The following is a 25,965-nucleotide window of genomic DNA, read 5'->3' as shown; positions in this document are numbered from 1 at the left end:
TCTTCTTCAAGTTTTGCGAGACTATTGCCGTTGCGCCGAGCGGTCAAGCTCTTGTTCGGAACGGCTTTTAGAGAAGTGGCACTACCAGCGCAGCAGGACCGCACCCCAGGTGAAGCCGCCGCCCATGGCCTCCAGCATCACGAGGTCACCCTTCTTGATTCGTCCGTCACCGGCAGCAACGGCGAGTGCAAGCGGGATGGATGCAGCCGAGGTGTTGCCATGAAGGTCTACGGTGACCACAACCTTCTCGGGAGCAATTCCGAGCTTCTTGGCGGAACCATCGATAATGCGGCGATTGGCCTGATGCGGCACGAGCCAGTCGAGATCGTCGGGCGTGGTGTCGGTCGCATCGAATGCGGCCTGAATGACGTCGGTAATCATGCCGACGGCATGCTTGAACACTTCACGGCCCGCCATATGCAGGACGCCGACCGTTCCCGTCGTGGACGGGCCGCCGTCGACATAGAGCTTTTCCTTATGGGAGCCATCGGAGCGCAGGCTTGCCGTCAGCACGCCGCGATCACTATTGGCGCCACTCCCCTCGCCGGCTTCAAGGATCAGCGCACCAGCGCCGTCACCGAAGAGAACGCAGGTCGTGCGGTCGGTCCAATTGAGGATGCGGGAAAATGTCTCGGCGCCGATGACGAGCACGCGCTTGGCAAGGCCACCGCGAATATAGGCGTCAGCCGTGGTTACCGCATAGACGAAACCGGTGCAGACGGCCTGGACGTCGAAGGCGAAGCCATGATGCATGCCCAGCCGGTTCTGGATATTCACCGCCGTTGCCGGAAAGGTGTTGTCCGGTGTCGAGGTGGCAACGATGATGAGATCGAGATCATCCGGCGTCATCCCTGCGTTGGCGAGAGCGGCACGCGCCGCCTGCTCGCCGAGAGAAGCTGTGGTTTCACCTTCACCGGCGATATAGCGTTGACGGATGCCGGAGCGCTGAACGATCCAGTCGTCGCTCGTATCGACAACCTGCTCCATCTCGGCATTGGTCATGACGCGTTTGGGGAGCGCCGCCCCAAAGCCGCGAACAATTGAACGGATCATTCTGCTTGTACCCCGTCTCTCATGCCGCTTCCGGCCCGATGGGGGGCAGCCGTTTGGCATGATATCTCTTCAAATCGTTTTCGATTTTCTGCGTGAGCCCATTCTTGGCCATATCATAGCCGACATCGATGGCAGCTGCGAAGGCTTCGGCATTCGCGCCCCCATGGCTCTTGATGACGATGCCGTTAAGGCCGAGGAAGACGCCGCCGTTGACCTTGCTAGGGTCGAGCTTTTCGCGCAGCAGGTCGAACGCGCCCTTGGCAAAGACATAACCGATGCGCGCAAGCAGCGTACGCGACATGGCGGCGCGCAGATAGGCACCGATCTGCTTTGCCGTGCCTTCGGCGGCCTTCAGCGCGATATTGCCGGAGAAGCCTTCCGTGACGACGACATCGACGGTGCCTTTGCCGATATCATCGCCCTCGACGAAGCCGGAATATTCAAGCGATTCGAGATTGGCCTCGCGAATAAGACGGCCGGCGTCCTTAACTTCTTCCTGGCCCTTGATTTCCTCGACGCCGACATTCAGCAAACCGACGGTCGGGCGTTCAATCTCGAAGAGCGCGCGCGCCATGGCGCCGCCCATCAGGGCGAAATCGAGCAGTTGCTGGGCATCGGCCCCGATCGTGGCGCCGACATCGAGCACGATGCTTTCGCCGCGCAGCGTCGGCCAGATCGCAGCGATTGCCGGACGTTCGATATTGGCCATGGTGCGGAGACAGAATTTCGCCATCGCCATCAGCGCGCCGGTGTTGCCGGCGGACACGACGACATCGGCGTCGCCCGTCTTTACAGCCTCGATCGACCGCCACATGCTGGAGACATAGCGGCCGCGGCGAAGCGCCTGGCTCGGCTTCTCATCCATGCTGATGGCAACTTCGCATTCGTGAAACACCGATTTTTCGCGAAGCTTGGGATATTTGCCGAGGACCGCCTCGCAGCGTTCCTTCTGTCCGTACATGATGAATGTGATATCGGGATGCCTATCCAGCGCCTTGGCCGCGCCGGGAACAACAACCTCAGGGCCGAAGTCGCCACCCATTAGGTCAAGAGAAATTCTGATCACGCGTCCCTAGTCCTTTTTCTCCGCCGCGACGGGCGAATTTGGCGTCAAAATACCGTTTTCTCCCCCGGTTACAACTGAATTGTGCTCGAACGGCACCGGGGCCTATTCCTTTTTCCAGTCTTTCAGGACGGCGAAGGGCGAAGGCTTCCTGTCGTCTTCGCCGGTGTCTTCTATATGCCCTTCGAACGCAACGCCGGGCTTGCGCGGATAAGGATCGATGGCAAGCGCGGCAAATTCCGCGACGACCGCGCCAGCATCGATCGTATCGCCGGTAAATGTCTCCGGAAGATCCGGACCGTCGGGATCAAGTATCATTTCTCCGGCATCCACAGAGGGCGCACGCGCCAGTTTGGAATCCTCGGGCACGAAGATGTGCTCGAAGTCCTCGTCGATATCAGATTCGACCGGCTCGAGTGTGACAACGCAAGCCTGAACGATCTTTGCCTTTACATTGCCCTTGATGCGCACGCCGTCGCGCTTCCAGCGCGAAATCTTGAGATCGGCTTCGAGCTTGCCGACTGAGAGAACATCCCAGAGTGCGGCGAGCCCGGCAAGCTCACGCTCGTCAGCTTCGACATGCACATCCACCGGATTGGCGGAGATGTGCCCCACCTTCACCGGATAGGAAAATGGTGTTTCGTCGGAGTCGTGTCTTTTCATTTTTATCTCCTAACCGGCTCGTTGGCCGACTTTATCCGGCAGCGGCATCGTCGCCGAGCCCGTGGCGATCTGATTTTCACTTAAGGTAGCCAGATATGCTTCCGCGATCATCATCCAATCGGCCAGCAAACGCATGGATGCCGTGCTTTCACTCGCCTTGGGATAGATGTTGCGCTGTAGCGCCGTGGCAAGCGCGACGCGATCGTCGCTATCCATGGCACCCGCATAGCTTTCGAGCCGTCCATAAAACATGCCGGCCAGCTTCTTCATGCGCTTCGGCACGCTGTTGTCGCCGATACCGAGTTCGCGGATCGAATAATCGATGTCCTCGAAGAAAGCATCCACGATTTCCTGCGCCAGCTCCTGGCCGCTTGTGGCCGAAGACCGTGTGCGGCGAAAGAACAGGATCATCATCACTGACAGCAATTCGAAACGCCCCATCACCGTATCGGGCACGTCGTAATCGGTGTAGAAAACCGGCTGCCGCGCCATGGACGTCAGGACCTCATACTGCCTGACGACGATGATCTGATTGTGATTTCTTTTGCGGAAGAGCCCAAAAATCATGAAAATTCCCGGAATTGGCTCCTTCGGAGCGCGCCGTTTTTGCTTGGCCTTGTTGCATCCACGCAAAAGCTGGTTTACCGAAGCAGGCGCGAATTGCAATGCCGTTTGTGCCCGCTTCGAGGCTCCAGCCCTTACCGTCGTCACGTTGTGCATGATCGGTGACGAAGAGTGCCGAACAACATGATTGTGCCTTTTGCCATCGCGGAAAGGCCACAATGATGTGCACAGCAAGGTCATATCGGCCGTCCGGCCATCGGATTGATTCATTAGGGGAGATGAGATGTCGTTGACCAGACGGTATTTCAAGTCTGACATTACTTTCAGCAGCGCTGCCGCCATCGCCCTGGTGATTGCGACCGTGGGCCTTTCGGGTTGCAAGACCAGCGAGGTCATGAACAACGGCTACATCTTCGATCCGCAGTCGCTGGCACTTGCGCCGGTCGGCTCGAGCCGCGAGCAGGTTCTGCTCTCGCTCGGTACGCCGTCGACCACAGCGACCTTCGATGGCGAAGTCTTCTATTATATCTCCCAGAAGCGCACGCGCGCTGTCGCCTTCATGAAGCCGAAGCTGGTCGACCAGAACATTCTGGCGATCTATTTCGACAAGGATGGTGTGGTGAAGCAGGAAGCCAACTACACCCTGAAGGATGGCAAGGTCTTTGACATGATCAGCCGCACGACGCCAACAGGCGGTCGCGACATCACCTTCCTGCAGCAGATCCTCCAGGGCGGCGGCAGCGGCGTCAACGGCGCGAGGAACTTCCTCAACAACCTCAATCCGGGCCAATAAGACCGGGAAGCATTTCAAAGAAAACCCGCGGAGCGCAGCGCCCCGCGGGTTTTTCTTTATGAATTCGATTTGCTTCGCTTAGCCGGCAAGGATGGCAAGCAGAAGCAGGGCCACGATGTTGGTGATCTTGATCGCGGGGTTGACGGCCGGACCTGCCGTATCCTTGTAGGGATCGCCGACGGTGTCACCCGTGACCGATGCCTTATGGGCTTCCGAACCCTTCATATGGCGGGTTCCGTCCTTGTCGACGAAACCATCCTCGAAGCTCTTCTTGGCATTATCCCATGCACCCCCGCCCGACGTCATCGAAATGGCGACGAAGAGGCCGTTGATAATCACACCGAGCAGCGAAGCGCCGAGAGCGGCAAAGGCCGAGGCCTTGGAACCGGAGAGCAGCAGGACGCCGAAGTAGACGACGACCGGCGCCAGAACCGGCAGGAGCGACGGGATGATCATTTCGCGAATGGCGGCCTTGGTCAAAAGGTCGACGGCGCGGCCATAGTCGGGACGCTCCGTACCCTGCATGATGCCGGGCTTTTCACGAAACTGCTTGCGAACCTCCTCCACGATCGCGCCTGCGGCACGGCCGACGGCGGTCATGGCGATACCGCCGAAGAGATAGGGGATGAGGCCGCCGAACAGCAGACCGGCGACGACATAAGGGTTCGAAAGCTCGAACGAGATCGTGCCGATATTGGCGAAGTACGGGTATTTGTCACCGTGAGCGGCAAAATATTGCAGATCGTTCGCATAGGCCGCAAACAAGACGAGCGCGCCGAGACCGGCCGAACCGATGGCATAGCCCTTGGTAACAGCCTTGGTGGTGTTGCCGACCGCATCCAGCGCATCGGTGGATTTGCGCACTTCCGGCGGCAGATGCGACATTTCCGCGATGCCGCCGGCATTATCCGTGACCGGGCCGAAGGCGTCGAGAGCGACGATCATACCGGCAAGGCCGAGCATGGCGGTGACCGCGATACCCGTGCCAAACAGGCCGCCAAGCTGGTAGGTGGCGATGATGCCGCCGACGATGACGATCGCCGGCAGCGCCGTCGACTCCAGCGAGACGGCAAGGCCCTGGATGACGTTGGTGCCGTGACCGGTGACCGACGCCTGGGCGATGGAATTGACCGGACGCTTGTTCGTGCCGGTATAATATTCGGTGATGACGACGATCAATGCCGTGACGATGAGGCCGACGATGCCGCAGGTAAAGAGCTTCGTACCGGTGATATCGAAGCCTGCGACGGTGCCGACCGAACCCCAGCCGATGGTCAGCGAGGTGGCTGCGGCCAGGCCGATGATCGACAGGACGCCGGTTGCGACGAGGCCCTTGTAGAGGGCACCCATGATCGAACCATTGACACCGAGCTTGACGAAGAAGGTGCCGATGATCGAGGTGATGATGCAGGTGCCGCAAATCGCCAGCGGATAGATCATGGCCGAGCCGAGGATCGGCGAGCCGGCGAAGAAGATCGCGGCAAGCACCATGGTCGCGACGACCGAAACGGCATAGGTCTCGAACAGGTCGGCCGCCATGCCGGCGCAATCGCCGACATTGTCGCCGACATTATCGGCGATGGTCGCGGGGTTGCGCGGATCATCTTCCGGAATGCCGGCTTCCACCTTGCCGACAAGGTCGCCGCCGACGTCGGCGCCCTTGGTGAAAATGCCGCCGCCAAGACGAGCGAAGATCGAAATCAGCGAAGCGCCGAAGCCGAGTGCGACCAGCGCATCGATGACATCGCGCGAGCCTGCTTCATGACCGAGAATACCGGTCAGGACGTAGAAATAGATGGAGACGCCGAGCAGGGCGAGACCCGCAACCAGCATGCCGGTGATGGCGCCCGACTTGAAGGCGATATCGAGGCCTGCGGACAGGCTCTGCGACGAAGCCTGCGCGGTGCGGACATTGGCGCGCACGGAGACATGCATGCCGATGAAACCTGCGGCGCCTGAGAGGATTGCGCCGATCAGGAAGCCGAAAGCGGCTTCGGCCGACAAGAGAAGCCAGGCCGCGATGAAAACGATGACCCCGACGATGGCGATAGTTCTGTATTGGCGCGCCAGATAGGCTTGCGCTCCTTCACGAATATACCCGGCAATCTCCTGCATGCGGGCATTGCCCTGATCGGCAGCGAGCACCGACCGGGTTGCCCATACGGCATAAATCACCGAGAGCAGTCCGCATGCGATCACTCCTAAAAGAATCGACATTTCGCTTTTTCCCTCCAAAAAAGCCGGCGGTTCACTCCATCCCCCGGCCGCCTGCGACAACGGTCGGCCCCCTCCTCCAGGGGATCGGCTGATGTGCAGTTGCGAGATTGCTGTTGGGAAAACGCCGCGTCAAGACCGCCCGCAGGTAAAATACCCGCAGGAGGTTCAAAAGAACTTTCGCAGTTGAAATCAGGCGCGAATGAAGGAAACGAAAATGCGTTACGTCGCGATCCGAACGCCTGGCGAAGCTTATTTCTTCGCTTCGCCGCGAACCTGCTTGGCGATTCGGTCGAGCACGGCATTCACGAGCTTCGGCTCGTCCTCCTCGAAGAAGGCATGAGCGATCTCGACATATTCGGTGACGATGACCGGAACCGGCACGTCCTTGCGGTCGATAAGCTCGAAGGTGCCGGCACGCAGAATGGCGCGCACGGTGCTGTCGAGGCGCGACAGTGCCCAGTCGTCCTGAAGGGCGGAGCCGATCAGGGGATCCAGTCGGGTCTGCTCGCGCACGACGCCCGACACGATGGAGCGGAACCAGGATGCGTCGGCCTTCAGATAGGTCTCGCCATCCAGCTCCTGCCCGAGACGGTGGGCCTCGTATTCAGCCACCACCTCCAGAACGCCGGTTCCGCCGATATCCATCTGATAGAGCGCCTGAACCGCCGCGAGACGCGCTGCGCCCCGCTGGTTTGCTGGCTTTGCCGGTCGCTCGTTATCCTGATTGCTCATCTATTATGCACCCAACTTCTCTTTCAGCGCGATCATGGTCAGCGCCGCACGGGCGGCGAAACCGCCCTTGTCCTTGTCCGAACGGCGCGCACGCGCCCATGCCTGCTCATCGTTCTCGACGGTGAGAATACCATTGCCGATCGCGAGAGATTCGCTGACGGCCAGATCCATCAGCGCCCGCGAGGATTCATTGGCGACGATATCGAAATGATAGGTCTCGCCGCGGATAACCATGCCAAGAGCGACATAGCCGTCATAAACAACATTACCATTGTCGCCGCCATCAAGCGCCATCGCAATTGCCGCCGGGATCTCAAGCGCGCCCGGGACTGTGACGATATCATAGGTCGCGCCAGCCTCGTCGAGAGCGGCCTTGGCGCCGTCGAGCAGGGCATCGGCCATATCATCATAGAAGCGAGCTTCGACGATAAGGATATGAGCATTGGAAGAGCTGGTCATATATCACCTGCGATTTGAGAGGGCGCGGCACCTTGTTAGGCCCGGGTCAAACCACGGCGGGCCTCGCTTGGCAAGTGTTTTTCAATGGCCCGCGCCGATTCCGACCCTATTTGGAAATGATCGGCGCACCGCGGAAATTGTGGCTTCCGCACACGCAACCGCTTCGATAATAATTTGAAGCCTGCGAGGGGGAGGTTCATGACGAAGAAATCCACACCCGCCGTCAATGTTGGCGAGCTTGAACTGGAACATTGGCAGCAAGGCAGCTTCTTTGCCGGCAGCGACACGTCCTTCGGGACGAAGCTCGGGCTGAAGCAGCTCGGCATCAGCTACAACGAGGTACCGCCGGGCAAATCCGGCTGTCCGTTTCACAATCATCATGTCGAGGAGGAGATGTTCGTCATTCTCGACGGCGAAGGCGAATATCGCTTTGGCGACCAGCGCATCGCGGTCAGCAAGGGTGATGTGCTCGGCGCTCCGGCCGGCGGCCCGGAAACGGCACATCAGCTGATCAATGTCGGCCCCAGCGTGCTCACCTATCTCGCCATTTCCACGAAGGCGCGAACCGAAATCGTCGAATATCCCGATTCCGGCAAGTTCCTGGCCAAAACCTATACCGACGGCAAAACGGCGTTCCGTGCCATTGGCCGCGCCGCTACCGCCAACCTCGATTATTGGGACGGCGAGCCCGGTGCCTCGAACGACTAACCATCACCAAGAACATTTTCGGCGAAGACCTAATCCGATGACCCATATTCCAACCCTGACGACCGACCGGCTCCTGCTGCGCGGCCATACACTTGATGATTTCGACGAATTCCTCGAGCTCTGGAAACACAAGGACATCGTCCGCTTCATCGGCGGCGAGATGCCGACACGTGAGCAGGTATGGGCTCGCCTACTGCGCTATGCCGGCCTATGGCATCATCTCGGCTTCGGTTTCTTTGCCGTCGAGGAACGCCAAAGCGGCCGATTGATCGGCGAAGTGGGGTTCCTCGATCTGCATCGCGACATGACGCCGATGACGGAAGGCACGCTGGAAGCCGGCTGGGGCATTACGCCGCCGATGCAGGGTAAGGGCTATGCGACGGAAGCCATGAATGCGGCGATCGCCTGGGCGGACAAGCAATTTGCAGGACGGCGCATGACCTGCATCGTCGATCTCGAGAACGTACCGTCACTGCGGGTTGCCGAAAAGATCGGCTTCCACCGTATCGGAGAACTCATGCTCAAGGACAGGTCCAACGCCATATTCGAACGATAGGCGTTGCGGGGGTAACTATCATGTCGGTTCCTCAGGATAGGTTTTCGGTCAAACGTTACGAACCAAGCGACACCCAAGCCACGATAGACATTTTCCTGCGGGCCATTCGCGAGGTCGCGTCGAAAGATTACAGCCCGGCGCAGATCGCCGCCTGGGCGAAGGTCGATGATCCCGAAATCTGGGCGCAGTACCGAGCTAGCCGGCCGACCTGGCTTGCAATCGATGGTTCTACACCCATCGGCTTCACCGACCTGAAATCGGATGGATGCCTCGATATGATGTTCGTTTCGCCCGACTATCAGGGAAAGGGTGTCGCCGGCCTGTTGCTTGCGACCGTCGAAAATGCGGCCCGTAAACAGGGCTTTCAGCGGATTTTCACCGAGGCGAGCCTGACCGCCCGCCCCTTCTTCGAGCGCAAGGGCTTTGTCGTCATGACCGCGCAGCAGGTAGAAAAGCGCGGCCAGATTCTGCCGAACTTCCTGATGGAAAAAACGATCGCATAAGCCGCCGGGGCGCGCTGAGCGCCTCCTTGGGGCAACCTGTCCGTAAACCTCAGGATTCGCGGACGGCCGGGAATTCCGCCAGCCGTGCGGCGTAGCGCGCCATGGTGTCGACTTCGAAATTGACGAAATCGCCGGCCTTGCGCTCTCCCCAGGTCGTCACCTCCAGGGAATGGCGGATCAGCAGCACGTCGAATTCCGTACCCTCGACGGCATTGACCGTCAGCGAGGTGCCGTCGAGCGCGACCGAGCCCTTCGGCGCCACAAATCTTGCAAGATGCTCCGGCGCGCGCAGACGGAAGCGCGTAGCTTCGCCTTCGGCCGTTACCGAAAGAATTTCCGCCTTGCCGTCGATATGACCGGAAACGATATGGCCGCCAAGCTCGTCGCCGATCTTCAGCGAGCGCTCGAGGTTGATCTTAGCGCCTGTTTCCCAGGTGCCGATGGTCGTCAGGCGGAGCGCCTCTTCCCAGGCCTCGACCTCGAACCAGCGCCCGTTGCTACCCTCTTCCGGCAGTCCGGTCACCGTCAGGCAGACGCCGGCATGTGAAATCGAGGCACCCATGTCGATCGTCGCCGGATCGTAATTGGTGGCAACGCGCAGCTTGATGCCTTCCTGCATCGGGGAAATGGATTCGACCGTGCCGACGTCGGTGACAATTCCGGTAAACATCAAAAACCTCTTTCGTATTCGTCGCAGAGATCGTCGCCGAAGCGGCTCTCGCCGACATGCATAAAGTCAGCTGGGATATTGGACTTGAGGACGGGCGATTCAATACCGCCCTCGCCGATATCGGCCGGCCCCTGAAAGAGCAGGATGCGATCAACCAATCCGGCGTCGAGGAAGCGCCGCGCTGTCTTGGCGCCGCCCTCCACCAGCAGCGACGAGATGCCGCGCGTACCCAGCGCCTCCAGCAGCTCTCCCGGCTCGCTGGAATTGGATTGCAGCACCTCGACACCGGCAGCGTCGAGCGTCGCGCGACGTCCGAGGAATGCGGCATCGGTATTGTCGTCGAAGGACGGCGGATGGCCGGCAACCGCGATGACCGGATATTGCCGAGCCGTGCGAACCAGCTTGCTGCCAAGGGGAAGCTGCAGCTCGTCGTCAATAACGATGCGCAGAGGCGAGCGGTCTTCCAGGCCGGGAAGCCGGCAGGTCAATTCCGGATCGTCTGATATCGCCGTGCCGATGCCGACGAGAATGGCGTCGCTCTCGGCGCGCAGCATCTGTACCTGCGCCCGGGCGGCATCGCCGGTGATGCGGATCTGCCCCTCGCCCGTCTTGCCGATCATGCCATCGGCGGAAATGGCAAGCTTGAGAGTCACATAGGGCCGATTTCTCGTCTGGCGCATGAGATAGCCCGCGAGGGAGCGCCGGCCCTCCGTCTCCAGAATACCGGTATCGACCTCGATGCCGGCCTCGCGCAGCATGGTGATGCCGCGCCCGGAGACTCGCTGGTCGGGATCGGTGACACTGATGACGACGCGCGCCACACCATAGGCGATCAGCGCTTCGGCACAGGGCGGCGTCTTGCCGTAGTGCGAGCAGGGTTCGAGCGTTACATAGGCAGTGGCGCCTCTTGCCGCCTCGCCCGCTTCGGCAAGAGCCTGAGGCTCGGCGTGCGGGCGCCCGCCGATTGCGGTGACGCCGCTGCCGAGAATGACGCCATCCTTGACGATGAGGCAGCCGACGGAGGGATTGGTGGAGGTCAATCCCAGATGCCTGTGCGACAGGCGAATGGCCTCGGCCATGAAACGCTCGTCTTCAGGCCGTAGCGTCATGGTCAGGGATCCAACGGATCGCGGGCGATCTTTGCATTGATTTCGTCGATCACGTGCTCGAAATCCTCCGCATGCGAAAAATCGCGGTAGACGGAGGCATAGCGCACGAAGGCGACGTCATCGAGGCTCTTCAACGCTTCCAGCACCTGGAGGCCGATCTGCTCGGAGCTGATTTCGGTCTCGCCGGAGCTTTCGAGGCGCCGGACGATGCCGGACACGGCCCGTTCGATCCGGTCGCGATCGACCGGGCGCTTGCGCAGCGCGATCTCGAAGGAGCGTACCAGCTTGTCACGATCGAACGGCACCTTGCGGCCGGTCTTCTTGATGACCATCAACTCGCGCAGCTGCACACGCTCAAAGGTGGTGAAGCGGCCGCCGCAATCCGGACAGATGCGCCGACGGCGGATGGACGTGTTGTCCTCCGCCGGGCGCGAGTCCTTGACCTGGGTGTCTTCTGAGCCGCAGTAAGGGCAGCGCATGCGCTCTCCTTAGCCCATGTAGCCGTACATCGGGAAGCGGTCGGTGAGCTTGACCACTTTCTCGCGCACGGCAGCCTCAACGGCTGCATTGCCTTCGTCGGAATTGGCGACCTTCAGGCCATCGAGCACTTCGATGATCAGATTACCGATTTCGCGGAATTCGGCTTCCTTGAAGCCGCGCGTCGTGCCGGCCGGGGTGCCAAGGCGAACACCTGACGTGACGAAAGGCTTTTCGGGATCGAACGGAATGCCGTTCTTGTTGCAGGTGACGTAGGCGCGGCCGAGTGCTGCTTCCGCACGCTTGCCGGTGGCGTTCTTCTTGCGGAGGTCGACCAGCATCAGGTGGTTGTCCGTGCCGCCGGAAACGACGTCGACACCGCCGGAGATCAGCGTTTCGGCGAGAGCCTTGGCGTTCTTGACGATCTGGGCAGCATAGTCCTTGAAATCGGGCTGCAGCGCTTCGCCGAGGGCAACGGCCTTGGCGGCGATGACGTGCATCAGCGGGCCGCCCTGGAGACCGGGGAAGACGGCCGAGTTGAACTTCTTCGCCAGATCCTCGTCATTGGTGAGGATCATGCCACCGCGCGGGCCGCGCAGCGACTTGTGCGTGGTCGTGGTGGCCACGTGGCAATGCGGGAATGGCGACGGATGCTGGCCACCGGCAACGAGACCGGCAATGTGGGCCATGTCGACCATCAGGTAGGCGCCGACGCTATCGGCGATCTCGCGGAAGCGCTTCCAGTCCCAGATGCGGGAATAGGCCGTGCCGCCGGCGATAATGAGCTTCGGCTTGTGCTGCTCGGCCTTGCGCTGCACTTCGTCCAAGTCGAGCAGGTTGTCGCCTTCGCGCACGCCGTAGGACACGACGTTGAACCACTTGCCGGACATGTTGACCGGCGAGCCGTGCGTGAGGTGACCGCCCGAATTGAGGTCGAGGCCCATGAAGGTATCGCCCGGCTGCAGGAGCGCGAGGAAGACGGCCTGGTTCATCTGCGAGCCGGAATTCGGCTGGACGTTGGCGAAGTTGACGCCGAACAGCTTCTTGGCGCGCTCGATGGCGAGCTCTTCGGCGATATCGACGTACTGGCAGCCGCCATAGTAGCGCTTGCCCGGATATCCCTCGGCATACTTGTTGGTCATGATCGAGCCCTGCGCTTCCAGAACGGCGCGCGAGACGATGTTTTCGGAGGCGATCAGTTCGATTTCGTGCCGCTGGCGACCGAGCTCCTTGCCGATCGCGCCAAAGATTTCCGGATCGGTATCGGCAAGCGAGCGATTGAAGAAGGGTTCGGTGGACGCATTGGTCATCGTGAAAGCTCCTGAACGGGCCGGAACGGCAATGCAAACGGTATTAGCGTCAGGGTCGCCGGAGAGCAATACGACCAGCGACATTTGCTGGGCATTCTACGCAGAGCAGTGCCAGCCAATGAAAAAGCCGCATCAAAAGACGCGGCTTCGATAGGAATTGCGTGGGAATGCCGATTACTGAACCGGCTGTTCCATGCCTTGGGTCGTGTCGAGCGCCAACTGGGAATTGCCGTCGAGATTGTAGATGTCATCGCGGAACTGGACGATGCCGTCGCGGGCGCTCCAGGCGGAGATGTAGACGAAATAGACCGGGACTTCCGACGCCAGCGTAATCGGCGTGTTGACACGGGTGGAGATGACTTGCTCGATGTGCTGGCGCGGCCAACCCGGAGTTTCAGCCAGCAGCCAGGTCGCCAGGTCGCGCACGTTCTGAACACGCACACAGCCCGAGCTGTCGAAGCGCATCAGCTTGTTGAACAGGCCCTGCTCCGGCGTATCGTGCATATATTCGTTATTGGGGTTATGGAAGTTGATCTTCGTGGACGCCATGGCGTTGGTCTTGCCCGGATCCTGGCGGAACATCAGGTCCGGCGCCTTGTCCGAATTCCAGTCGATCGTCTCCGGCGCAACTTCCTGGCCCTTGCCGTCGAGAAGACGGATATTGCTTCTCGTCAGATAGGTCGGATCCTTCCGCATGAGCGGCATGATATCCTTGATGATGATGGAGCGGGGCGCCGTCCAGTAGGGGTTGAGGATGACCTCATAGATCTTCGAATTGATGATGTGCGTCGGTCGCGATTCCCGGCCGACGATCGCCTCGTGGCGCAAGGCCACCTGACCGTCCTCTACCGCTTCGACGCGCGTCGCCGGGATGTTGACCATGACGTGACGACGGCCGAGATCGGACGGGAATGTCTGAAGGCGAACGAGATTGGTGTTCAGCTGCTGCAGGCGAATGTTGGCGGGGATATTCATCGCCTTCAGCGTGAAATCGCCAATGACACCATCCGGCGGCAGGCCATGACGGGCCTGAAAACGCTTTACGGCCCCGTCTACGTAGGAATCGAACGACGACGAAATGCCCGCCTCGCGCGGCAGGTCACCTGAAACCATCAGATGTTGGCGAAGCGCCTGCACGGCCGGATCGGTGACGCCAAGCTGAAGCGGCTGCTGGCTGGTCGGATTGATCTGCGGCCAGCCGCCATTGGCAACGATGCTTTGATACTGGGCAATCGCCTGCTGAATGTTCGGCACGGAATCAGGCCCGAGGATTGGCGTGTTCGACTGGACGGCGGCGGCCGTACGCGCCGCGGCCTTGGCGTCGAACTGATCGTCCCAATTACCGCGAGAACGGTCGTTGATCAGCGCTTCAAGCGGGGTCGCGTTCTGCGCGAGAGCCGGAGCAGCCAGTGCGGCAGCGCCAAGAGTTGCAGCCGACCGCAGGAAAGCGCGGCGCGAAAAGGGTCCAATTCCGTTTTTCTTCGACATATCCTAACCGTTCGACGCTGCGATCCAATCATGCGCAGCCTAGAGAGGAAGCAGTAAATAGCGCAAGCTTGCGCCAAGTAACGTGGCTCAGTATCAATCCGTTCCCTTGATGCACCACCAAAAACTTGGCCACGAACTATCACAATATCGCGAAGCCAAGATCTTCAGGTCGGAAGATCGTATTTCGAGAACGCTGCTTGCAGTCGATTTCCGCTGTCATAGCAATATGGCCAATTCGTGTCTCCCGGCATGAAACTTGCCTTGCCATGCGAGGGCGGAAGAGAAGCCAAACTGCTTTTGCTAAAATACCACAGCTGCGGGTGGTTCATAGCGTGTCTTCATCCGGCGTCAATGGCTTAGCCGCCCGGGACGTTACATGTGACGGAAGGTGAAGCGCGGACGTGGCAAAAAGCGCACAACGGCCGGGCCGGCAACGCGCTCAAGCCGGACACGCAGGGAAACGTGTCCAGCTTGTTTGACTGGAAGATCTCGCGATCGTTCCGCTGTGCTCGCTCACATGCGGTAAGCGATGCTGTCGTTCCAGAAGCGGTCCAGGCGCTGCAGCAGCTTGTTCATCTGGGTGAATTCGTCGGTGCCGATGCCGCCGACCTTGTCGATCGAGCCGATGTGGCGCTCATAGAGCTTGGCAACGGTTTCGGCGATGTCCTGGCCCGTTTCCGTCAGGCTGATGCGGACCGAGCGACGGTCGATGCGCGAGCGCTGATGGTTGATGAAGCCGAGGTCGACCAGCTTCTTGACGTTGTAGGAAACGTTGGAGCCGAGGTAGAAACCGCGAGAGCGCAGTTCGCCGGCCGTCAGCTCGGAATTGCCGATGTTGAAAAGGAGAAGTGCCTGGACGGCGTTGACGTCGTCACGACCCTGACGGTCGAACTCGTCCTTGATAACATCAAGCAGGCGGCGGTGCAGACGCTCGACCAGGTGAAGGGATTCCATGTAGAGAGCCCGGATGTCATCAACCTGCTGATCCCGAGCGTTTGCAACTGCCTGCGGCTTGATTTTCGTGTTCATCATGACTTGGCCTCACTCTGTTTTGTTTGGCGGTGTCGTTTTCTTCCCGCCTTGAGTGAGACCCTATCGAATACACATAAAATTCTACTTAAACTGCAGGCTTAACAGCACCTTACCAGGAAGCGTTGCTGTCTCAGGGTAAATCAACCATTACCTGCTGCTGGCGACGCCGGCGTTTCTCCTGCCACAACAGGACACGGAAAAGGCAATAAATAACTGCGACGCAGGCATGCAGGATCATGATCAGCGGATTGGATCCGAATATCTCCGGCCAGACGCCATACATCAGCCCCTGCCCGCCCGCGGCCAGCACCCACATGACCGGCCCCCAGGAGACGGTGAGCCATAATCCGAGGGCTGCGACCGGGAAAACCACGGCAAGCCCCGCGCCCGCGACCTTCCAGGGCAGAGCGAGCAGATCGAAGCGGGCATGGCCTCCGAGCGAGTAGCCGACCAGCATCGCCCAATATTGCAGGCCGAGCCAGAAGCAGGCGATCGCGATCAGCCGCAGGAACAGCACGAACAGGATGTCCGTCAGCGTATTCTTGGGTACGGTCGAAGAATCAGGTTCCATGCGCGAACAATACGTAGGAGGCATCTGCCTCGCCAGAATATAATGGCTGCGGCCTTTCGCCTGGTTTTGAATCCTGGGGACAGCGTGATAGGTACGCGGCCTATAGAGTGCCCTAAATAAATGAAGAAGGATGGCGGCATCATGGAGAACAAGACGCATCTCGTCGACGAGATCACCGGGCATCGCCGCATGCGGCGCAACCGCAAGGCCGATTGGACGCGCCGCCTCGTGCAGGAAAACCGGCTGACGGTCGATGATCTCATCTGGCCGATCTTCCTCATCCCTGGCAACGGCATCATCGAGCCGATCCCGGCAATGCCGGGCGTCAATCGCATGACGGTGGACAAGGCCGTGGAAGCGGCGAAGGAAGCGGCCGATCTGGGCATTCCCGCACTCGCCACCTTCCCGAATATCGAGATGGAGCTGCGCGACGAGACCGGCTCCAACAGCCTCGAGAAGAACAACCTCATCAATCTTGCCAGCGCCGCGATCAAGAAAGCCGTGCCCAATATCGGCGTCATCACCGACGTTGCCCTCGATCCTTTCACCAGCCACGGCCATGACGGCATCCTGCGCGGTAACGAGATCGTCAACGACGAGACGGTCGAACAGGTGGCGCGCGCCGCCGTCTATCAGGCAGATGCCGGCGCCGATATCATCGCGCCTTCCGAAATGATGGACGGCCGCATCGGTGCGATCCGCCAGGCGCTTGACGCCGCCGGCCACCAGAATGTCGGCATCATGAGCTACGCGACGAAGTTCAGCTCGGCCTTTTACGGCCCCTACCGCGAGGCGATTTCGACCGGCGGCCTGCTGAAGGGCGACAAGAAGACCTATTATATCGACCCCGCCAACGGCACCGAGGCCGTGCGCGACGCCGCGCTCGACGTCGAGGAAGGCGCAGACATGCTGATGGTCAAGCCCGGCCTGCCCTATCTCGACATCTGTTGGCGGCTGAAGGAAGCCTTTGGTCTTCCGACTTTCGCCTACCAGGTCTCTGGCGAATACGCGATGATCAAGGCGGCGGCCGCCAATGGCTGGATCGACGGCGAAAGAGTGATGTTCGAAACCCTGCTCGCCTTCAAGCGTGCCGGCTGCGACGGCATCCTTACCTATTTCGCCATGGATGTGGCACGATATCTGGCGAGAAAATAGTTTCGACTCACGGGTTGGCGGCCTGCTTATTGTATTTGCAGGCCCTGACACCATATGTTCGGCAAATGTTTCCCAAGGAGGAAAGCAATGAGCCTGAACCCCAGCCCGCTTTATGCAGCACCGGACGACTGGCGCGCCTATAGTGGCGTGCTGAGCCGGCGCATCTTCGCCTTCATCGTCGATTACATCATCGTCGCGCTGCTGTGCATTCCCGCGGCCGTGCTGCTGTTTTTCGTTTCGATCCTGACGCTGGGGCTTGGCTTCTTCCTCTATCCGGTGCTCTTCGTCCTGGTTGCCGGCCTCTATTTCGGCTGGACGCTCGGCGGTCCCTATCAGGCATCGCTCGGCATGCGGGCCATGGGCCTCACCATGGTTCGCGTCGACGGCCGGCGAATGGATTTCCTGACGGCGATCGTCCATCTGGCGCTGTTCTGGATCCTGAACTCCGTTCTGACGCCGCTCATCTTGCTGGTGGGCCTCTTCACCGACCGCAGCCGGCTGGTGCATGACCTGCTGCTCGGCACCGTCATCGCCCGGACGGCGTAAAACAACGCATAATCATGGGACACCGCAAGATCTCCTGTAGAGCCGACGGGCGCGCGGGAGATATTTCTGTGCATGGTCAATTAGGAAACTTCGATCTTTAGCGAAGGACGTAGTTGACGTTTTCTAAACTTGAGCCATGCTTGTAGAAAACGGGTGCCGAGAGAAAGGTCAATCAACGGCAGATGAACACGCAGTCGACGCCATCCCCGCAGTTTTATCTGACGGCACCGGCTTCCTGCCCGTACTTGCCGCACGAGATGGAACGCAAGGTCTTTACGCACCTTGTTGGTCCCCGTGCCGCCGAGATGAACGATATTCTGACCCAGGGCGGATTCAGGCGCTCGCAGAACATCGCCTATCGTCCCGCCTGCGAATCATGCAGGGCCTGCGTATCGGTGCGCATCCTCGCTCAGGAATTCGAGCCCACCCGCTCGATGAAACGGGTGCTGACCGCCAACAGCGATATCATCGCCACCGAATTTCCGGCGCAGCCGTCCAGCGAGCAATATTCTCTCTTCCGCCGGTATCTCGATTATCGCCATCAGCAAGGCGGCATGTCCGACATGACCGTGCTCGACTATGCGATCATGGTCGAAGACACACATGTGAACACGCGCATCATCGAATATCGCCGCCGCGAGGAAGGATCGGGCCTTGAACAGCGCCCGAAGGGCGAGCTCCTTGCCGCCGCCTTGACCGACGTCATGAGCGACGGATTGTCGATGGTCTATTCCTATTTCAATCCCGATCTCGATGCGCGGTCCCTCGGCACCTTCATGATTCTGGATCACATCAAGCGCACGAAGGCCCTCGGGTTGCCGCATGTCTATCTTGGCTATTGGGTCAAAGGCTCGCGCAAGATGGACTACAAGACGCGTTTCCAGCCGCAGGAACATCTGACGCCGCGTGGCTGGGAGCGTTTCGATCCCGCCACCGATGGCGACAAGGATAGCTTACGCTGAATGTTTGCCCATCTCTCGGATCATAAAAAGGGCTTGCTGCTGACGACACTCGGCGGCCTGGCTCTGTCGATGGACATACCGCTGATCCGGCTCTCCAGCGGCGAAGTCTGGTCCGTGCTGTCGGTCCGCAGCCTTGCGACCATTGTCGTGGCACTGACCGCTCTCGTCGTCATCCGCAGGGTAACAGGGTCGCTGCGTGGCATCCTGCCGGGCTGGCTGGGACTTCCCGTCGGCTTCTTCTATGGGCTGACGACCATCACCTTCCTTCTCGCCGTCTATTATACAAAGGCGGCGAATGTGGTCTTCATCATCGCGCTCAACCCGATGTTCACGGCCCTGCTCTCCTGGATCTTCCTCAAAGAACGCCCGGCAATTTCGACCTTCATCACCATGGCTGTCATGATCTTGGGGGTTGGCCTGATCGTCGGGGATGGCATGGAGGGCGGGCATATGCTTGGCGATGCTCTCTCGGTTGTCGCCTCGTTTTCCATCGCCTGCGCCATCACGATTAGCCGTGCGTCAGGTCGGGATATGGGCTTTGCATCCTTGCTGGCAGCCGTCATTCCGGCGGCAGTCGGGCTCTACCACGTGGCACCCTCGGGCTTTTCCATCAACCATCCAGGCTGGATCCTGTTCGACGGAGCGGTATTGATGCCGCTTTCCTTCTGGTGCCTTGCGACTGGCACACGCTTCCTTTCCGCGCCGGAAGTGGCGATGTTCTATCTCCTGGAAACGATCCTCGCGCCGATCTGGGTGTGGCTAATCTTTGCAGAGGCGCCGACCAACATGACGCTTGCAGGCGGCGCCATCCTGATCCTGGCGCTTGCCGCTCACTCGGTCTGGCAGGCGCGCGTCAAGGCGAGAGCAGCACTTGCGACGCGGGGCCTTGCACATTGAAGTGCCACTCGCCCAATGTTATAACTAGGTTATTACATTGGAGCTGATATATGAACGTCACCATCCGCAAGATCGGCAATTCCGAAGGCGTGATTATTCCGAAGGAAGTTCTCGACCAGTTGGGGCTCGGCGCTGGCGATACATTGGAACTCAGCCTGAAGGATGGTGGATTGTTGATGCAACCAACCGACGCGGACTTTGCGCGTCAGATGGAGCACGCGCAGCGCTTCATGGATCAATACAAGGTAGCGCTCAAAAAGCTGGCTGAGTAATGCCGGCGATCTTTCTGACCAGGCCACTCATTGAGCAATTGCACGCGATGCAGATCAAAAGGTTCGGCGGCTCCTATGGTCTACGAGATGAAGGTTCCCTTGAATCCGCCCTAGCCCGCCCGATTAACAAAGCCCAAAATGGCAGCGATGACATCATCGAACTGGCTGTCGCTTACCTGTTTGGGCTCGTGAAAAACCACGCCTTCATAGATGGCAACAAACGCATCGCCATCGTGGCGACGGCAGTCTTTCTTATGGACAACGGCTACCGCATTCAAACGACGGACGCCAATCTTTACAGCTTCGTCGTGGCAGTGGCCGCCGGAGAAATCGATGAAGAGGGAGCAACACGTTTCCTGCGAGATGTCTGCGTTCCCTATACGCATTGACCCCCATCGGATCGAACGGCCATCATCGCTAAGGCTCAGGGCGTTCGTCGCTGCAATCGACCCCCTGGGTCGATTGCTCGGGCTTAGCCCAACCGCCCCTTAGCCCGAAAACCTGCCGCTTCTGGGGAAGCCCTTCGGCACGGCACGGCCGGCGCCGGCGCGGTCGCCCAGCCATTCCACCAGCTCATCCTTCGTCTTGGTGAAGGTGCGGCCGGCGCTGTCTTCCCAGGTCAGACCATCAGCAATCAGGAAGCATCTGATATCGGCGATACCGCCATCCTTGTATTTCTGCAGGCGCACGCCCTTGCCGCGCGACATTTCCGGCACCTGCGAGAGCGGGAAGATGACCATCTTGCGGTTCTCGCCGACCACAGCGACGTGATCGCCGGAGATCGGAACCAGAAGCTTGGTCTCGTCCGGATAGGAGACGTTCATGATCTGCTTGCCCTTGCGGGTATTGGCGACCAGTTCCGCCTCGGGCACGATGAAGCCGTTGCCGGCCGTCGAGGCGATCATCTGCTTGCGCTGGGGATCGTGGACGAAAGCTGTCAGCACGTCCTGATCGTTTTCCATGTCGATCATGATGCGCAGCGGCTCACCATGGCCGCGGCCGCCGGGCAGCTTGTCGCCGCCGAGCGTGTAGGCCTTGCCGCCCGTGGTGATGATGAGGATCTTGTCCGTGGTCTGCGCCGGGAAGGCGACCTTCAACCCGTCGCCTTCCTTGAAGGTCAGCGAAGACGTATCGGAGATGTGGCCCTTGAGGGCACGGATCCAGCCCTTTTCCGAGACGACGACCGTGATCGGCTCCTTCTCGATCATCGCCTGCTGGATGGCAGCGTCATCGGCTTCGGGTGCTTCGGCAAACTGCGTGCGGCGGCGGCCGATCTCGGTCGCCTTGGCGAATTTCTTCTTCACCTCGCCGATTTCCCAGGACACCGTCTGCCACTGCTTCTCTTCCGAAGCGAGCAGTGCCTCGATATCGGCCTTCTCCTTGGTCAGTCCGTCGAATTCCTTGCGGATCTCGAATTCTTCCAGCTTACGCAAGGAGCGCAGCCGCATGTTGAGGATCGCCTCGACCTGATTGTCCGTGAGGCCAAACCGCTCCATCATGACGGGCTTCGGCTCATCCTCCTCGCGGATGATGGCGATGACCTCATCGATGTTGAGATAGGCGACCAGCAAGCCACCGAGGATTTCGAGGCGCTTTTCGATGGCAGCGAGCCGGAAGCGCGAACGGCGAAGCAACACCTCGCGGCGATGGTCCAGCCACTCCTTCAGCACCTCGTTCAGCGCCATGACCTTGGGAATGCGGCCCATGGACAGGACGTTCAGGTTGAGCGGGAAGCGGCTCTCCAGCTCCGTCAGCTTGAACATCGATTCCATCAGGATCGTCGCGTCGACCGTGCGGCTCTTCGGCACAAGAACGACGCGGATATCCTCTGCGGATTCATCACGGATGTCCTCGAGCAGCGGCAGCTTGCGCGCGAGCAGCAACTCAGCAATCTTTTCGATGAGCCGCGACTTCTGCACCTGGAACGGAATTTCCGTGACAACGATCTGATAGCCGCCACGACCCAGATCCTCGATCTCCCACTTGGACCGGACACGGAAGCCGCCGCGGCCGGTCTTGTAGCTTTCTATAATGCTTTGCCGATCGTCGATAATGATGCCGCCGGTCGGAAAGTCGGGACCTGGAATATACAGTTCCACCAGCTTCTCGACCGTCGCGTCGCGATCCTTGATCAGATGCAGGGCGGCGTCGCAAAGCTCGTGGGCATTGTGCGGCGGGATAGAGGTCGCCATGCCGACCGCGATGCCCGAAGAGCCGTTGGCGAGCAGATTGGGAAAAGCCCCGGGCAGAACGATCGGCTCGGAATTCGACTCGTCATAGGTGTCGCGGAAATCCACCGCGTCCTGGTCGATGCCTTCGAGCAGCAGTTCGGAAACCGCCGTCATCTTGGATTCGGTGTAGCGCATCGCGGCCGGGCTATCGCCGTCGATATTGCCGAAATTGCCCTGCCCGTTGACAAGCGTATAGCGCTGCGAGAAATCCTGCGCCAGACGCGCCAGCGCATCGTAGATCGACTGGTCGCCATGCGGGTGATAGTTACCCATCACTTCGCCGACGATCTTGGCGCATTTGCGGAAGGCGGCATTGGGGCGCAGCCCCATCTCGCTCATGGCATAGACGATGCGGCGATGCACCGGCTTCAGCCCGTCGCGAACGTCCGGAAGCGCGCGTTGCGTAATCGTCGACAAGGCATAGGCCAGGTAGCGCTCTTCGAGCGCCGCCTTCAGATCGACCGGAAGGATGTTGTCGTCGCCGTCACTGGGCGGCGGTGTCAGATTTTTTCCCATGGCCCTTGACTATAAGAGATGACGATTCACGGCAAGAAATCAGCCGAAAGCACCTGTGGATGAAGGCGTTTCACGCATATTGATGCATGGCTATCGATACATTTTTGCTGCACTTGCACTCTACGTTCATTGTCATTGGATTTTCAGAGAAAGATCAATATAAGTCAGCGCAGTACACGCTCAATCTGTACACCCCCGCCAATATACCACCGGCTCAACGAGGAACGCCATCATGACTTTCTATCGGACCACGCGGCTGATGCTGTGCAGTGCCGCCATCCTGTCTTTCGCCAGCTCGGCCTTTGCGCTCGACGGCAATGATCTGCTGAAGAAGATCAACGACGTCTACGGCCAACAGGGCGGTTCGATTGCTGCCACGGGCATCGATGTCGACGGCAGCACGGTGACGCTGAAGGGCGCAAGCTTCAAGGCAGCCGGCATGGACGACGGCATCCCGATCGGCGACATCACCATGGACGGCGTCGAGGAAAACAATGGCGGCTACACGATCGAGGAAATCGATTTCGCAGATGTCGATTTCAACAAGGACGGCGCCTCCGTTTCCGCCACCGACCTCAAGCTGAGCGGCGTCGAAATCCCGGCCGATACGAGCAAGGGCGACCTGAGCTCGCTGCTCTACTACAAGAGCGCCCACGCCGGCGCCGTGTCCGTGACCAAGGACGACACCGAAGTGTTCTCGATCGAGGGCGCCGACGCCAACATGAAGAAGCGCGACGACAAGTCGGGGCTCGACTTCGACGCCAAGATCAACGGCATCAAGGCCGATCTCAGCAAGGTCGACGATGCGAAGACCAAGGAAGCAATCGAAGCGCTGAAGCTGCAGCAGATCGACGGCACCGTCTCCATGAAGGGCAGCTGGGAAATCGGACCCGGCACGATCGACATCACCGAATATTCCTTCGATTTCAGGGATATCGGCAAGCTGAACCTCGCCTTCAGCATTTCCGGCTACACGCCCGCCTTTGCCAAGTCGATGCAGGAAGCGCTGAAGACGGTTCGTTCCAACCCGAACCAGCAGGAAGCGCAGCAGTCCGCCGGCCTCGCCATGCTTGGCCTGCTGCAGCAGCTGACGTTCAACAGCGCAACGATCCGCTTCGACGATGCGTCCATCACCACGCGCGCGCTCGATTTCGCCGGCAAGCAGCAGGGCGTCAGCGGCAAGCAGCTGGCCGATACGCTGAAGGCGATGACGCCGATCATGATGGCGCAGCTCAACATTCCGGAACTGCAGAACGCCGTTTCCACGGCCGTCAGCTCCTATCTCGACAACCCGAAGAGCATGACGGTGACGGCTGCTCCGGGCAAGCCGGTTCCGGTTCCGATGATCATCGGTGCTGCCATGGGCGCACCGCAGACGATCCCGCAGGTCATCGGGCTCAAGGTTTCCTCGAACGACTAATCGGTCGCTCTCGATGCAATTCCGAAACCCGGCGATCTCGGTCGCCGGGTTTTTCTTTGCCTGAGCCCTGGCTCGTTATTGCAGTTGATATTTCCTCAGTTCGGCCAACGCATGGGACATCAGACCAAGCAACTCTTCAGTTGTTGCACCATCTCGCGCCTGAACGGACATGCCTTGCACAATCGCCCCCAGGAAACGCGCTAGGGAACGGGCGCTGGTATCCGGCCGCATATCCCCCTCCGCGATACCGCGCTCGATGCGGGCGGTGAAGATATCCAGCGTCTGCAGGCGCATCGATGCGACGTGATGGGCGATCGGCTCGTTTTCTTCGGCGCAGTTCAGCACCGCAGTCGAGATCATGCAGCCTTTCGGATGCTCCGGGGCCGTGAAGATCCTGGCGGAATTCGTCAGAAAGCGCTCGAAGGCCGTCACCGTATCCAACTTATCCTGAAAGGGATTGCCGGGCTCCGGCCGCGGCATGCGGCGATATTGATCGAGCGTCTCGCGATAAAGCTCCGCTTTCGAACCGAAGGCGGCATAGAGGCTTTGCGGCGTGATGCCCATCGCAGCCGTCAGATCGGCGATGGAGGAGCCGTCATAGCCATGCTTCCAGAAGGTATCCCGTGCCGAGGCAAGAACCGTCTCGCGATCGAAAGCCGGCGGCCGCCCACGCTTGCGCGGTGCAGGATTTTCCATCTCTTCAATATTTTTCACAATGGTCACTCTAGAATTATTTCCTGACTTGAGTTATTCAGGAATGGTCATTGTGATTATAGAAGGTTTTGCCCCATGAGTCTTCCCCTGGAAAATTCCGCGCGTCCCGGCGACGGCAGCCTTGCTGAAGGCGTCGATGCCGCGATCAATTCCGCCCTCGTGGACAAGAGGCTGGTCGGGACCGTCGTTCTGATCGCTCGGGACGGAGAGCTGGTCTACACCCGCGCCGCCGGTCTGGCGGATCGGGAAAACAAGGTGGCGATGCGCGAAGATGCGATCTTCCGCCTTGCCTCGATTACCAAGCCGATTGTCACCATTGCCGCTATGCGGCTCGTCGAGCAGGGCCACATCGGCCTCGATGACCCGATCACCAAATGGCTGCCGGATTTCCGGCCTCGGCTGCCGGACGGCGGCGAGGCCACGATTCTCATCCGGCACCTCCTCACGCACACATCCGGACTGGGCTATACGTTCGCGGAGGAGCAGGACGGCCCCTATCATCGTGCCGGCGTCTCCGACGGCCTGGACACGCCGGGCCGGTCGGTGGCCGACAACCTCAAACGCCTCGCCAGCGCCCCGCTTCTCTTTGCGCCCGGTGAAAACTGGCGGTATTCCCTGGCGATGGATGTCCTCGGCGGCATCATAGAAAAGGAAACGGGCGGCGCTCTCGGCGATGCCGTTGCAAAGCTTGTCATGAAGCCGCTCGGCCTGTCCGACACAGCCTTCTCGGTGCGCGACCGCAACCGCCTGACAGCCAATTATGTGAACGGAACTCCCGAGCCGCAGCGTATGGCGGAGGAGGCGCTTGTGCCGATCTTCGACGGCATGATCCGCTTCGTGCCGGACAGGATTTTCGATCCCGCCTCCTACCACTCCGGCGGCGCGGGAATGGCAGGGACGGCAAGCGACATCCTTGCCATTCTCGAGACCATACGCAAGGGCGGCGCACCGCTGCTGTCTACCGATACTGTGAAGACCATGATGGCCGATCAGGCGGGCGGCCACATGGATGCGCAGCAGGCCGGCTTCGGTTTCGGCTATGGCTGGTCCATCGTCCGTGACCCCGTGGTCGCGCAAGTCCCATTCTCGGCCGGCACGATCAAGTGGGGCGGCGTCTACGGCCACAGCTGGTTCGTCGATCGCGAGAAAGGCCTCACGGTAGTCGCCCTGACCAACACGGCGCTCGAAGGCATGTGGGGGCAGTTCACCACTGATCTCGCCAAGGCGGTCTATGCGGCGATCTGACTGAGATCAGCAGGCAAACAAAAACCCGGCGATTTCGGT

Annotated in this window: 28 protein-coding genes; 12 read left to right on the top strand and 16 right to left on the bottom strand. The window is 60.0% G+C overall.

From position 1 onward, the window contains the following. Positions 1 to 81: 81 nt before the first annotated feature. The 4 genes from GA0061100_RS08140 to GA0061100_RS08125 all read right to left on the bottom strand — a co-directional run bounded on the left by GA0061100_RS08140 (position 82) and on the right by GA0061100_RS08125 (position 3,346). Positions 82 to 1,053, bottom strand: coding sequence for a beta-ketoacyl-ACP synthase III (locus GA0061100_RS08140; protein WP_075852233.1), 972 nt, complete (start codon positions 1,051 to 1,053; stop codon positions 82 to 84). Positions 1,054 to 1,072: 19 nt separating this feature from the next. Further along, on the bottom strand, positions 1,073 to 2,119 hold the full coding sequence (plsX, locus tag GA0061100_RS08135) for a phosphate acyltransferase PlsX (protein ID WP_075852232.1): 1,047 nt from the start codon (positions 2,117 to 2,119) through the stop codon (positions 1,073 to 1,075). Positions 2,120 to 2,221: 102 nt separating this feature from the next. After that, complete coding sequence (locus tag GA0061100_RS08130) at positions 2,222 to 2,779, bottom strand: YceD family protein (protein ID WP_075852231.1); 558 nt, start codon at positions 2,777 to 2,779, stop codon at positions 2,222 to 2,224. A 9-nt stretch (positions 2,780 to 2,788) separates the two neighbouring features. Continuing rightward, positions 2,789 to 3,346 (bottom strand): ubiquinol-cytochrome C chaperone family protein, encoded by a 558-nt coding sequence (locus GA0061100_RS08125; RefSeq protein WP_075852630.1) that lies wholly within the window; start codon positions 3,344 to 3,346, stop codon positions 2,789 to 2,791. A 280-nt stretch (positions 3,347 to 3,626) separates the two neighbouring features. Between GA0061100_RS08125 and GA0061100_RS08120 the strand changes: the two genes are divergently transcribed. Next, a complete protein-coding gene (locus GA0061100_RS08120) occupies positions 3,627 to 4,136 on the top strand; it encodes an outer membrane protein assembly factor BamE (RefSeq protein ID WP_075852230.1) in 510 nt (169 codons plus the stop codon). A 78-nt stretch (positions 4,137 to 4,214) separates the two neighbouring features. Here GA0061100_RS08120 and GA0061100_RS08115 read toward each other — a convergent pair whose 3' ends face one another. From GA0061100_RS08115 to GA0061100_RS08105, 3 genes are all read right to left on the bottom strand, one after another. Next, positions 4,215 to 6,353, bottom strand: a complete 2,139-nt coding sequence (locus GA0061100_RS08115; protein WP_075852229.1) for a sodium-translocating pyrophosphatase — start codon at positions 6,351 to 6,353, stop codon at positions 4,215 to 4,217. 249 nt (positions 6,354 to 6,602) lie between these two features. Further along, on the bottom strand, positions 6,603 to 7,085 hold the full coding sequence (gene nusB / locus GA0061100_RS08110) for a transcription antitermination factor NusB (RefSeq protein ID WP_047627120.1): 483 nt from the start codon (positions 7,083 to 7,085) through the stop codon (positions 6,603 to 6,605). A 3-nt stretch (positions 7,086 to 7,088) separates the two neighbouring features. Then, complete coding sequence (locus GA0061100_RS08105; protein WP_075852228.1) at positions 7,089 to 7,544, bottom strand: 6,7-dimethyl-8-ribityllumazine synthase; 456 nt, start codon at positions 7,542 to 7,544, stop codon at positions 7,089 to 7,091. Between the two features lie 198 nt (positions 7,545 to 7,742). Here GA0061100_RS08105 and GA0061100_RS08100 point away from each other — a divergent pair, with 198 nt between their 5' ends. Genes GA0061100_RS08100 through GA0061100_RS08090 form a run of 3 tightly spaced genes read left to right on the top strand, consistent with a single transcriptional unit; the run spans position 7,743 to position 9,311 of the window. Next, a complete protein-coding gene (locus GA0061100_RS08100) occupies positions 7,743 to 8,252 on the top strand; it encodes a cupin domain-containing protein (RefSeq protein WP_075852227.1) in 510 nt (169 codons plus the stop codon). A gap of 37 nt (positions 8,253 to 8,289) precedes the next feature. Then, the gene (locus GA0061100_RS08095; protein WP_075852226.1) at positions 8,290 to 8,808 is read left to right on the top strand and encodes a GNAT family N-acetyltransferase; all 519 of its coding nucleotides are present in this window, start codon (positions 8,290 to 8,292) and stop codon (positions 8,806 to 8,808) included. A gap of 20 nt (positions 8,809 to 8,828) precedes the next feature. Continuing rightward, entirely contained in the window at positions 8,829 to 9,311 is a 483-nt protein-coding gene (locus GA0061100_RS08090) for a GNAT family N-acetyltransferase (protein ID WP_075852225.1), read from the top strand. A 49-nt stretch (positions 9,312 to 9,360) separates the two neighbouring features. On the opposite strand, the gene GA0061100_RS08085 is transcribed toward GA0061100_RS08090, so the two are convergent. The 7 genes from GA0061100_RS08085 to GA0061100_RS08055 all read right to left on the bottom strand — a co-directional run bounded on the left by GA0061100_RS08085 (position 9,361) and on the right by GA0061100_RS08055 (position 15,968). Further along, complete coding sequence (locus tag GA0061100_RS08085) at positions 9,361 to 9,981, bottom strand: riboflavin synthase (RefSeq protein WP_075852224.1); 621 nt, start codon at positions 9,979 to 9,981, stop codon at positions 9,361 to 9,363. Further along, on the bottom strand, positions 9,981 to 11,090 hold the full coding sequence (gene ribD / locus GA0061100_RS08080) for a bifunctional diaminohydroxyphosphoribosylaminopyrimidine deaminase/5-amino-6-(5-phosphoribosylamino)uracil reductase RibD (RefSeq protein ID WP_075852223.1): 1,110 nt from the start codon (positions 11,088 to 11,090) through the stop codon (positions 9,981 to 9,983). The genes GA0061100_RS08085 and ribD overlap by 1 nt, the downstream gene beginning before the upstream one ends. Before the next feature lie 2 nt (positions 11,091 to 11,092). Beyond that, positions 11,093 to 11,569: a transcriptional regulator NrdR gene (nrdR, locus tag GA0061100_RS08075; protein ID WP_015339425.1), complete on the bottom strand. Its 477-nt coding sequence runs from the start codon at positions 11,567 to 11,569 to the stop codon at positions 11,093 to 11,095. A gap of 9 nt (positions 11,570 to 11,578) precedes the next feature. Next, positions 11,579 to 12,877, bottom strand: a complete 1,299-nt coding sequence (gene glyA / locus GA0061100_RS08070; RefSeq protein WP_075852222.1) for a serine hydroxymethyltransferase — start codon at positions 12,875 to 12,877, stop codon at positions 11,579 to 11,581. Positions 12,878 to 13,051: 174 nt separating this feature from the next. Then, a complete protein-coding gene (locus GA0061100_RS08065; protein ID WP_075852221.1) occupies positions 13,052 to 14,365 on the bottom strand; it encodes a L,D-transpeptidase family protein in 1,314 nt (437 codons plus the stop codon). A 513-nt stretch (positions 14,366 to 14,878) separates the two neighbouring features. After that, the gene (gene ldtR / locus GA0061100_RS08060) at positions 14,879 to 15,394 is read right to left on the bottom strand and encodes a transcriptional regulator LdtR (protein ID WP_041677845.1); all 516 of its coding nucleotides are present in this window, start codon (positions 15,392 to 15,394) and stop codon (positions 14,879 to 14,881) included. A 133-nt stretch (positions 15,395 to 15,527) separates the two neighbouring features. Further along, complete coding sequence (locus GA0061100_RS08055) at positions 15,528 to 15,968, bottom strand: DUF6163 family protein (protein ID WP_075852220.1); 441 nt, start codon at positions 15,966 to 15,968, stop codon at positions 15,528 to 15,530. Positions 15,969 to 16,109: 141 nt separating this feature from the next. Between GA0061100_RS08055 and hemB the strand changes: the two genes are divergently transcribed. From hemB to GA0061100_RS08025, 6 genes are all read left to right on the top strand, one after another. Continuing rightward, the gene (hemB, locus tag GA0061100_RS08050; RefSeq protein ID WP_075852629.1) at positions 16,110 to 17,123 is read left to right on the top strand and encodes a porphobilinogen synthase; all 1,014 of its coding nucleotides are present in this window, start codon (positions 16,110 to 16,112) and stop codon (positions 17,121 to 17,123) included. An 87-nt stretch (positions 17,124 to 17,210) separates the two neighbouring features. Further along, positions 17,211 to 17,669: an RDD family protein gene (locus GA0061100_RS08045; RefSeq protein ID WP_075852219.1), complete on the top strand. Its 459-nt coding sequence runs from the start codon at positions 17,211 to 17,213 to the stop codon at positions 17,667 to 17,669. A 182-nt stretch (positions 17,670 to 17,851) separates the two neighbouring features. After that, positions 17,852 to 18,631 (top strand): arginyltransferase, encoded by a 780-nt coding sequence (locus tag GA0061100_RS08040; RefSeq protein ID WP_075852218.1) that lies wholly within the window; start codon positions 17,852 to 17,854, stop codon positions 18,629 to 18,631. Then, positions 18,632 to 19,528 (top strand): DMT family transporter, encoded by an 897-nt coding sequence (locus tag GA0061100_RS08035; protein WP_075852217.1) that lies wholly within the window; start codon positions 18,632 to 18,634, stop codon positions 19,526 to 19,528. It begins immediately after the preceding gene. Positions 19,529 to 19,578: 50 nt separating this feature from the next. Continuing rightward, positions 19,579 to 19,800: an AbrB/MazE/SpoVT family DNA-binding domain-containing protein gene (locus tag GA0061100_RS08030; protein WP_069616332.1), complete on the top strand. Its 222-nt coding sequence runs from the start codon at positions 19,579 to 19,581 to the stop codon at positions 19,798 to 19,800. After that, positions 19,800 to 20,189 (top strand): type II toxin-antitoxin system death-on-curing family toxin, encoded by a 390-nt coding sequence (locus GA0061100_RS08025; RefSeq protein WP_075852216.1) that lies wholly within the window; start codon positions 19,800 to 19,802, stop codon positions 20,187 to 20,189. Before GA0061100_RS08030 ends, GA0061100_RS08025 begins: the two co-directional genes overlap by 1 nt. Positions 20,190 to 20,288: 99 nt before the next feature. Here the strand turns inward: GA0061100_RS08025 and parC are convergent, their stop codons facing one another. Next, the gene (parC, locus tag GA0061100_RS08020; RefSeq protein ID WP_075852215.1) at positions 20,289 to 22,547 is read right to left on the bottom strand and encodes a DNA topoisomerase IV subunit A; all 2,259 of its coding nucleotides are present in this window, start codon (positions 22,545 to 22,547) and stop codon (positions 20,289 to 20,291) included. Positions 22,548 to 22,779: 232 nt separating this feature from the next. Between parC and GA0061100_RS08015 the strand changes: the two genes are divergently transcribed. Next, a complete protein-coding gene (locus GA0061100_RS08015; protein ID WP_075852214.1) occupies positions 22,780 to 23,967 on the top strand; it encodes a hypothetical protein in 1,188 nt (395 codons plus the stop codon). Between the two features lie 75 nt (positions 23,968 to 24,042). Here the strand turns inward: GA0061100_RS08015 and GA0061100_RS08010 are convergent, their stop codons facing one another. Further along, entirely contained in the window at positions 24,043 to 24,690 is a 648-nt protein-coding gene (locus tag GA0061100_RS08010) for a TetR/AcrR family transcriptional regulator (protein WP_208621522.1), read from the bottom strand. A gap of 66 nt (positions 24,691 to 24,756) precedes the next feature. On the opposite strand from GA0061100_RS08010, the gene GA0061100_RS08005 reads away from it, so the two are divergent. Beyond that, positions 24,757 to 25,926, top strand: a complete 1,170-nt coding sequence (locus GA0061100_RS08005; protein WP_075852213.1) for a serine hydrolase domain-containing protein — start codon at positions 24,757 to 24,759, stop codon at positions 25,924 to 25,926. Positions 25,927 to 25,965: the final 39 nt, after the last annotated feature.

It is taken from the genome of Martinezella hainanensis (assembly GCF_900094555.1).
Taxonomy (GTDB): Bacteria; Pseudomonadota; Alphaproteobacteria; order Rhizobiales; family Rhizobiaceae; genus Rhizobium; species Rhizobium hainanense.
The sequence above is the reverse complement of the archived record's forward strand: the minus strand, read 5'-3'. Positions and strand labels throughout refer to the sequence as shown.

What these genes read in the sequence shown, in the direction of transcription:
- GA0061100_RS08140 (WP_075852233.1), bottom strand. Translation starts at nt 1,053, where the DNA reads ATGATCCGTTCAATTGTTCGCGGCTTTGGGGCGGCGCTCCCCAAACGC.
- GA0061100_RS08130 (WP_075852231.1), bottom strand. Translation starts at nt 2,779, where the DNA reads ATGAAAAGACACGACTCCGACGAAACACCATTTTCCTATCCGGTGAAG.
- GA0061100_RS08125 (WP_075852630.1), bottom strand. Translation starts at nt 3,346, where the DNA reads ATGATTTTTGGGCTCTTCCGCAAAAGAAATCACAATCAGATCATCGTC.
- GA0061100_RS08120 (WP_075852230.1), top strand. Translation starts at nt 3,627, where the DNA reads ATGTCGTTGACCAGACGGTATTTCAAGTCTGACATTACTTTCAGCAGC.
- GA0061100_RS08115 (WP_075852229.1), bottom strand. Translation starts at nt 6,353, where the DNA reads ATGTCGATTCTTTTAGGAGTGATCGCATGCGGACTGCTCTCGGTGATT.
- nusB (WP_047627120.1), bottom strand. Translation starts at nt 7,085, where the DNA reads ATGAGCAATCAGGATAACGAGCGACCGGCAAAGCCAGCAAACCAGCGG.
- GA0061100_RS08105 (WP_075852228.1), bottom strand. Translation starts at nt 7,544, where the DNA reads ATGACCAGCTCTTCCAATGCTCATATCCTTATCGTCGAAGCTCGCTTC.
- GA0061100_RS08100 (WP_075852227.1), top strand. Translation starts at nt 7,743, where the DNA reads ATGACGAAGAAATCCACACCCGCCGTCAATGTTGGCGAGCTTGAACTG.
- GA0061100_RS08095 (WP_075852226.1), top strand. Translation starts at nt 8,290, where the DNA reads ATGACCCATATTCCAACCCTGACGACCGACCGGCTCCTGCTGCGCGGC.
- GA0061100_RS08090 (WP_075852225.1), top strand. Translation starts at nt 8,829, where the DNA reads ATGTCGGTTCCTCAGGATAGGTTTTCGGTCAAACGTTACGAACCAAGC.
- GA0061100_RS08085 (WP_075852224.1), bottom strand. Translation starts at nt 9,981, where the DNA reads ATGTTTACCGGAATTGTCACCGACGTCGGCACGGTCGAATCCATTTCC.
- ribD (WP_075852223.1), bottom strand. Translation starts at nt 11,090, where the DNA reads ATGACGCTACGGCCTGAAGACGAGCGTTTCATGGCCGAGGCCATTCGC.
- nrdR (WP_015339425.1), bottom strand. Translation starts at nt 11,569, where the DNA reads ATGCGCTGCCCTTACTGCGGCTCAGAAGACACCCAGGTCAAGGACTCG.
- glyA (WP_075852222.1), bottom strand. Translation starts at nt 12,877, where the DNA reads ATGACCAATGCGTCCACCGAACCCTTCTTCAATCGCTCGCTTGCCGAT.
- GA0061100_RS08065 (WP_075852221.1), bottom strand. Translation starts at nt 14,365, where the DNA reads ATGTCGAAGAAAAACGGAATTGGACCCTTTTCGCGCCGCGCTTTCCTG.
- ldtR (WP_041677845.1), bottom strand. Translation starts at nt 15,394, where the DNA reads ATGAACACGAAAATCAAGCCGCAGGCAGTTGCAAACGCTCGGGATCAG.
- GA0061100_RS08055 (WP_075852220.1), bottom strand. Translation starts at nt 15,968, where the DNA reads ATGGAACCTGATTCTTCGACCGTACCCAAGAATACGCTGACGGACATC.
- hemB (WP_075852629.1), top strand. Translation starts at nt 16,110, where the DNA reads ATGGAGAACAAGACGCATCTCGTCGACGAGATCACCGGGCATCGCCGC.
- GA0061100_RS08045 (WP_075852219.1), top strand. Translation starts at nt 17,211, where the DNA reads ATGAGCCTGAACCCCAGCCCGCTTTATGCAGCACCGGACGACTGGCGC.
- GA0061100_RS08040 (WP_075852218.1), top strand. Translation starts at nt 17,852, where the DNA reads ATGAACACGCAGTCGACGCCATCCCCGCAGTTTTATCTGACGGCACCG.
- GA0061100_RS08035 (WP_075852217.1), top strand. Translation starts at nt 18,632, where the DNA reads ATGTTTGCCCATCTCTCGGATCATAAAAAGGGCTTGCTGCTGACGACA.
- GA0061100_RS08030 (WP_069616332.1), top strand. Translation starts at nt 19,579, where the DNA reads ATGAACGTCACCATCCGCAAGATCGGCAATTCCGAAGGCGTGATTATT.
- GA0061100_RS08025 (WP_075852216.1), top strand. Translation starts at nt 19,800, where the DNA reads ATGCCGGCGATCTTTCTGACCAGGCCACTCATTGAGCAATTGCACGCG.
- parC (WP_075852215.1), bottom strand. Translation starts at nt 22,547, where the DNA reads ATGGGAAAAAATCTGACACCGCCGCCCAGTGACGGCGACGACAACATC.
- GA0061100_RS08015 (WP_075852214.1), top strand. Translation starts at nt 22,780, where the DNA reads ATGACTTTCTATCGGACCACGCGGCTGATGCTGTGCAGTGCCGCCATC.
- GA0061100_RS08005 (WP_075852213.1), top strand. Translation starts at nt 24,757, where the DNA reads ATGAGTCTTCCCCTGGAAAATTCCGCGCGTCCCGGCGACGGCAGCCTT.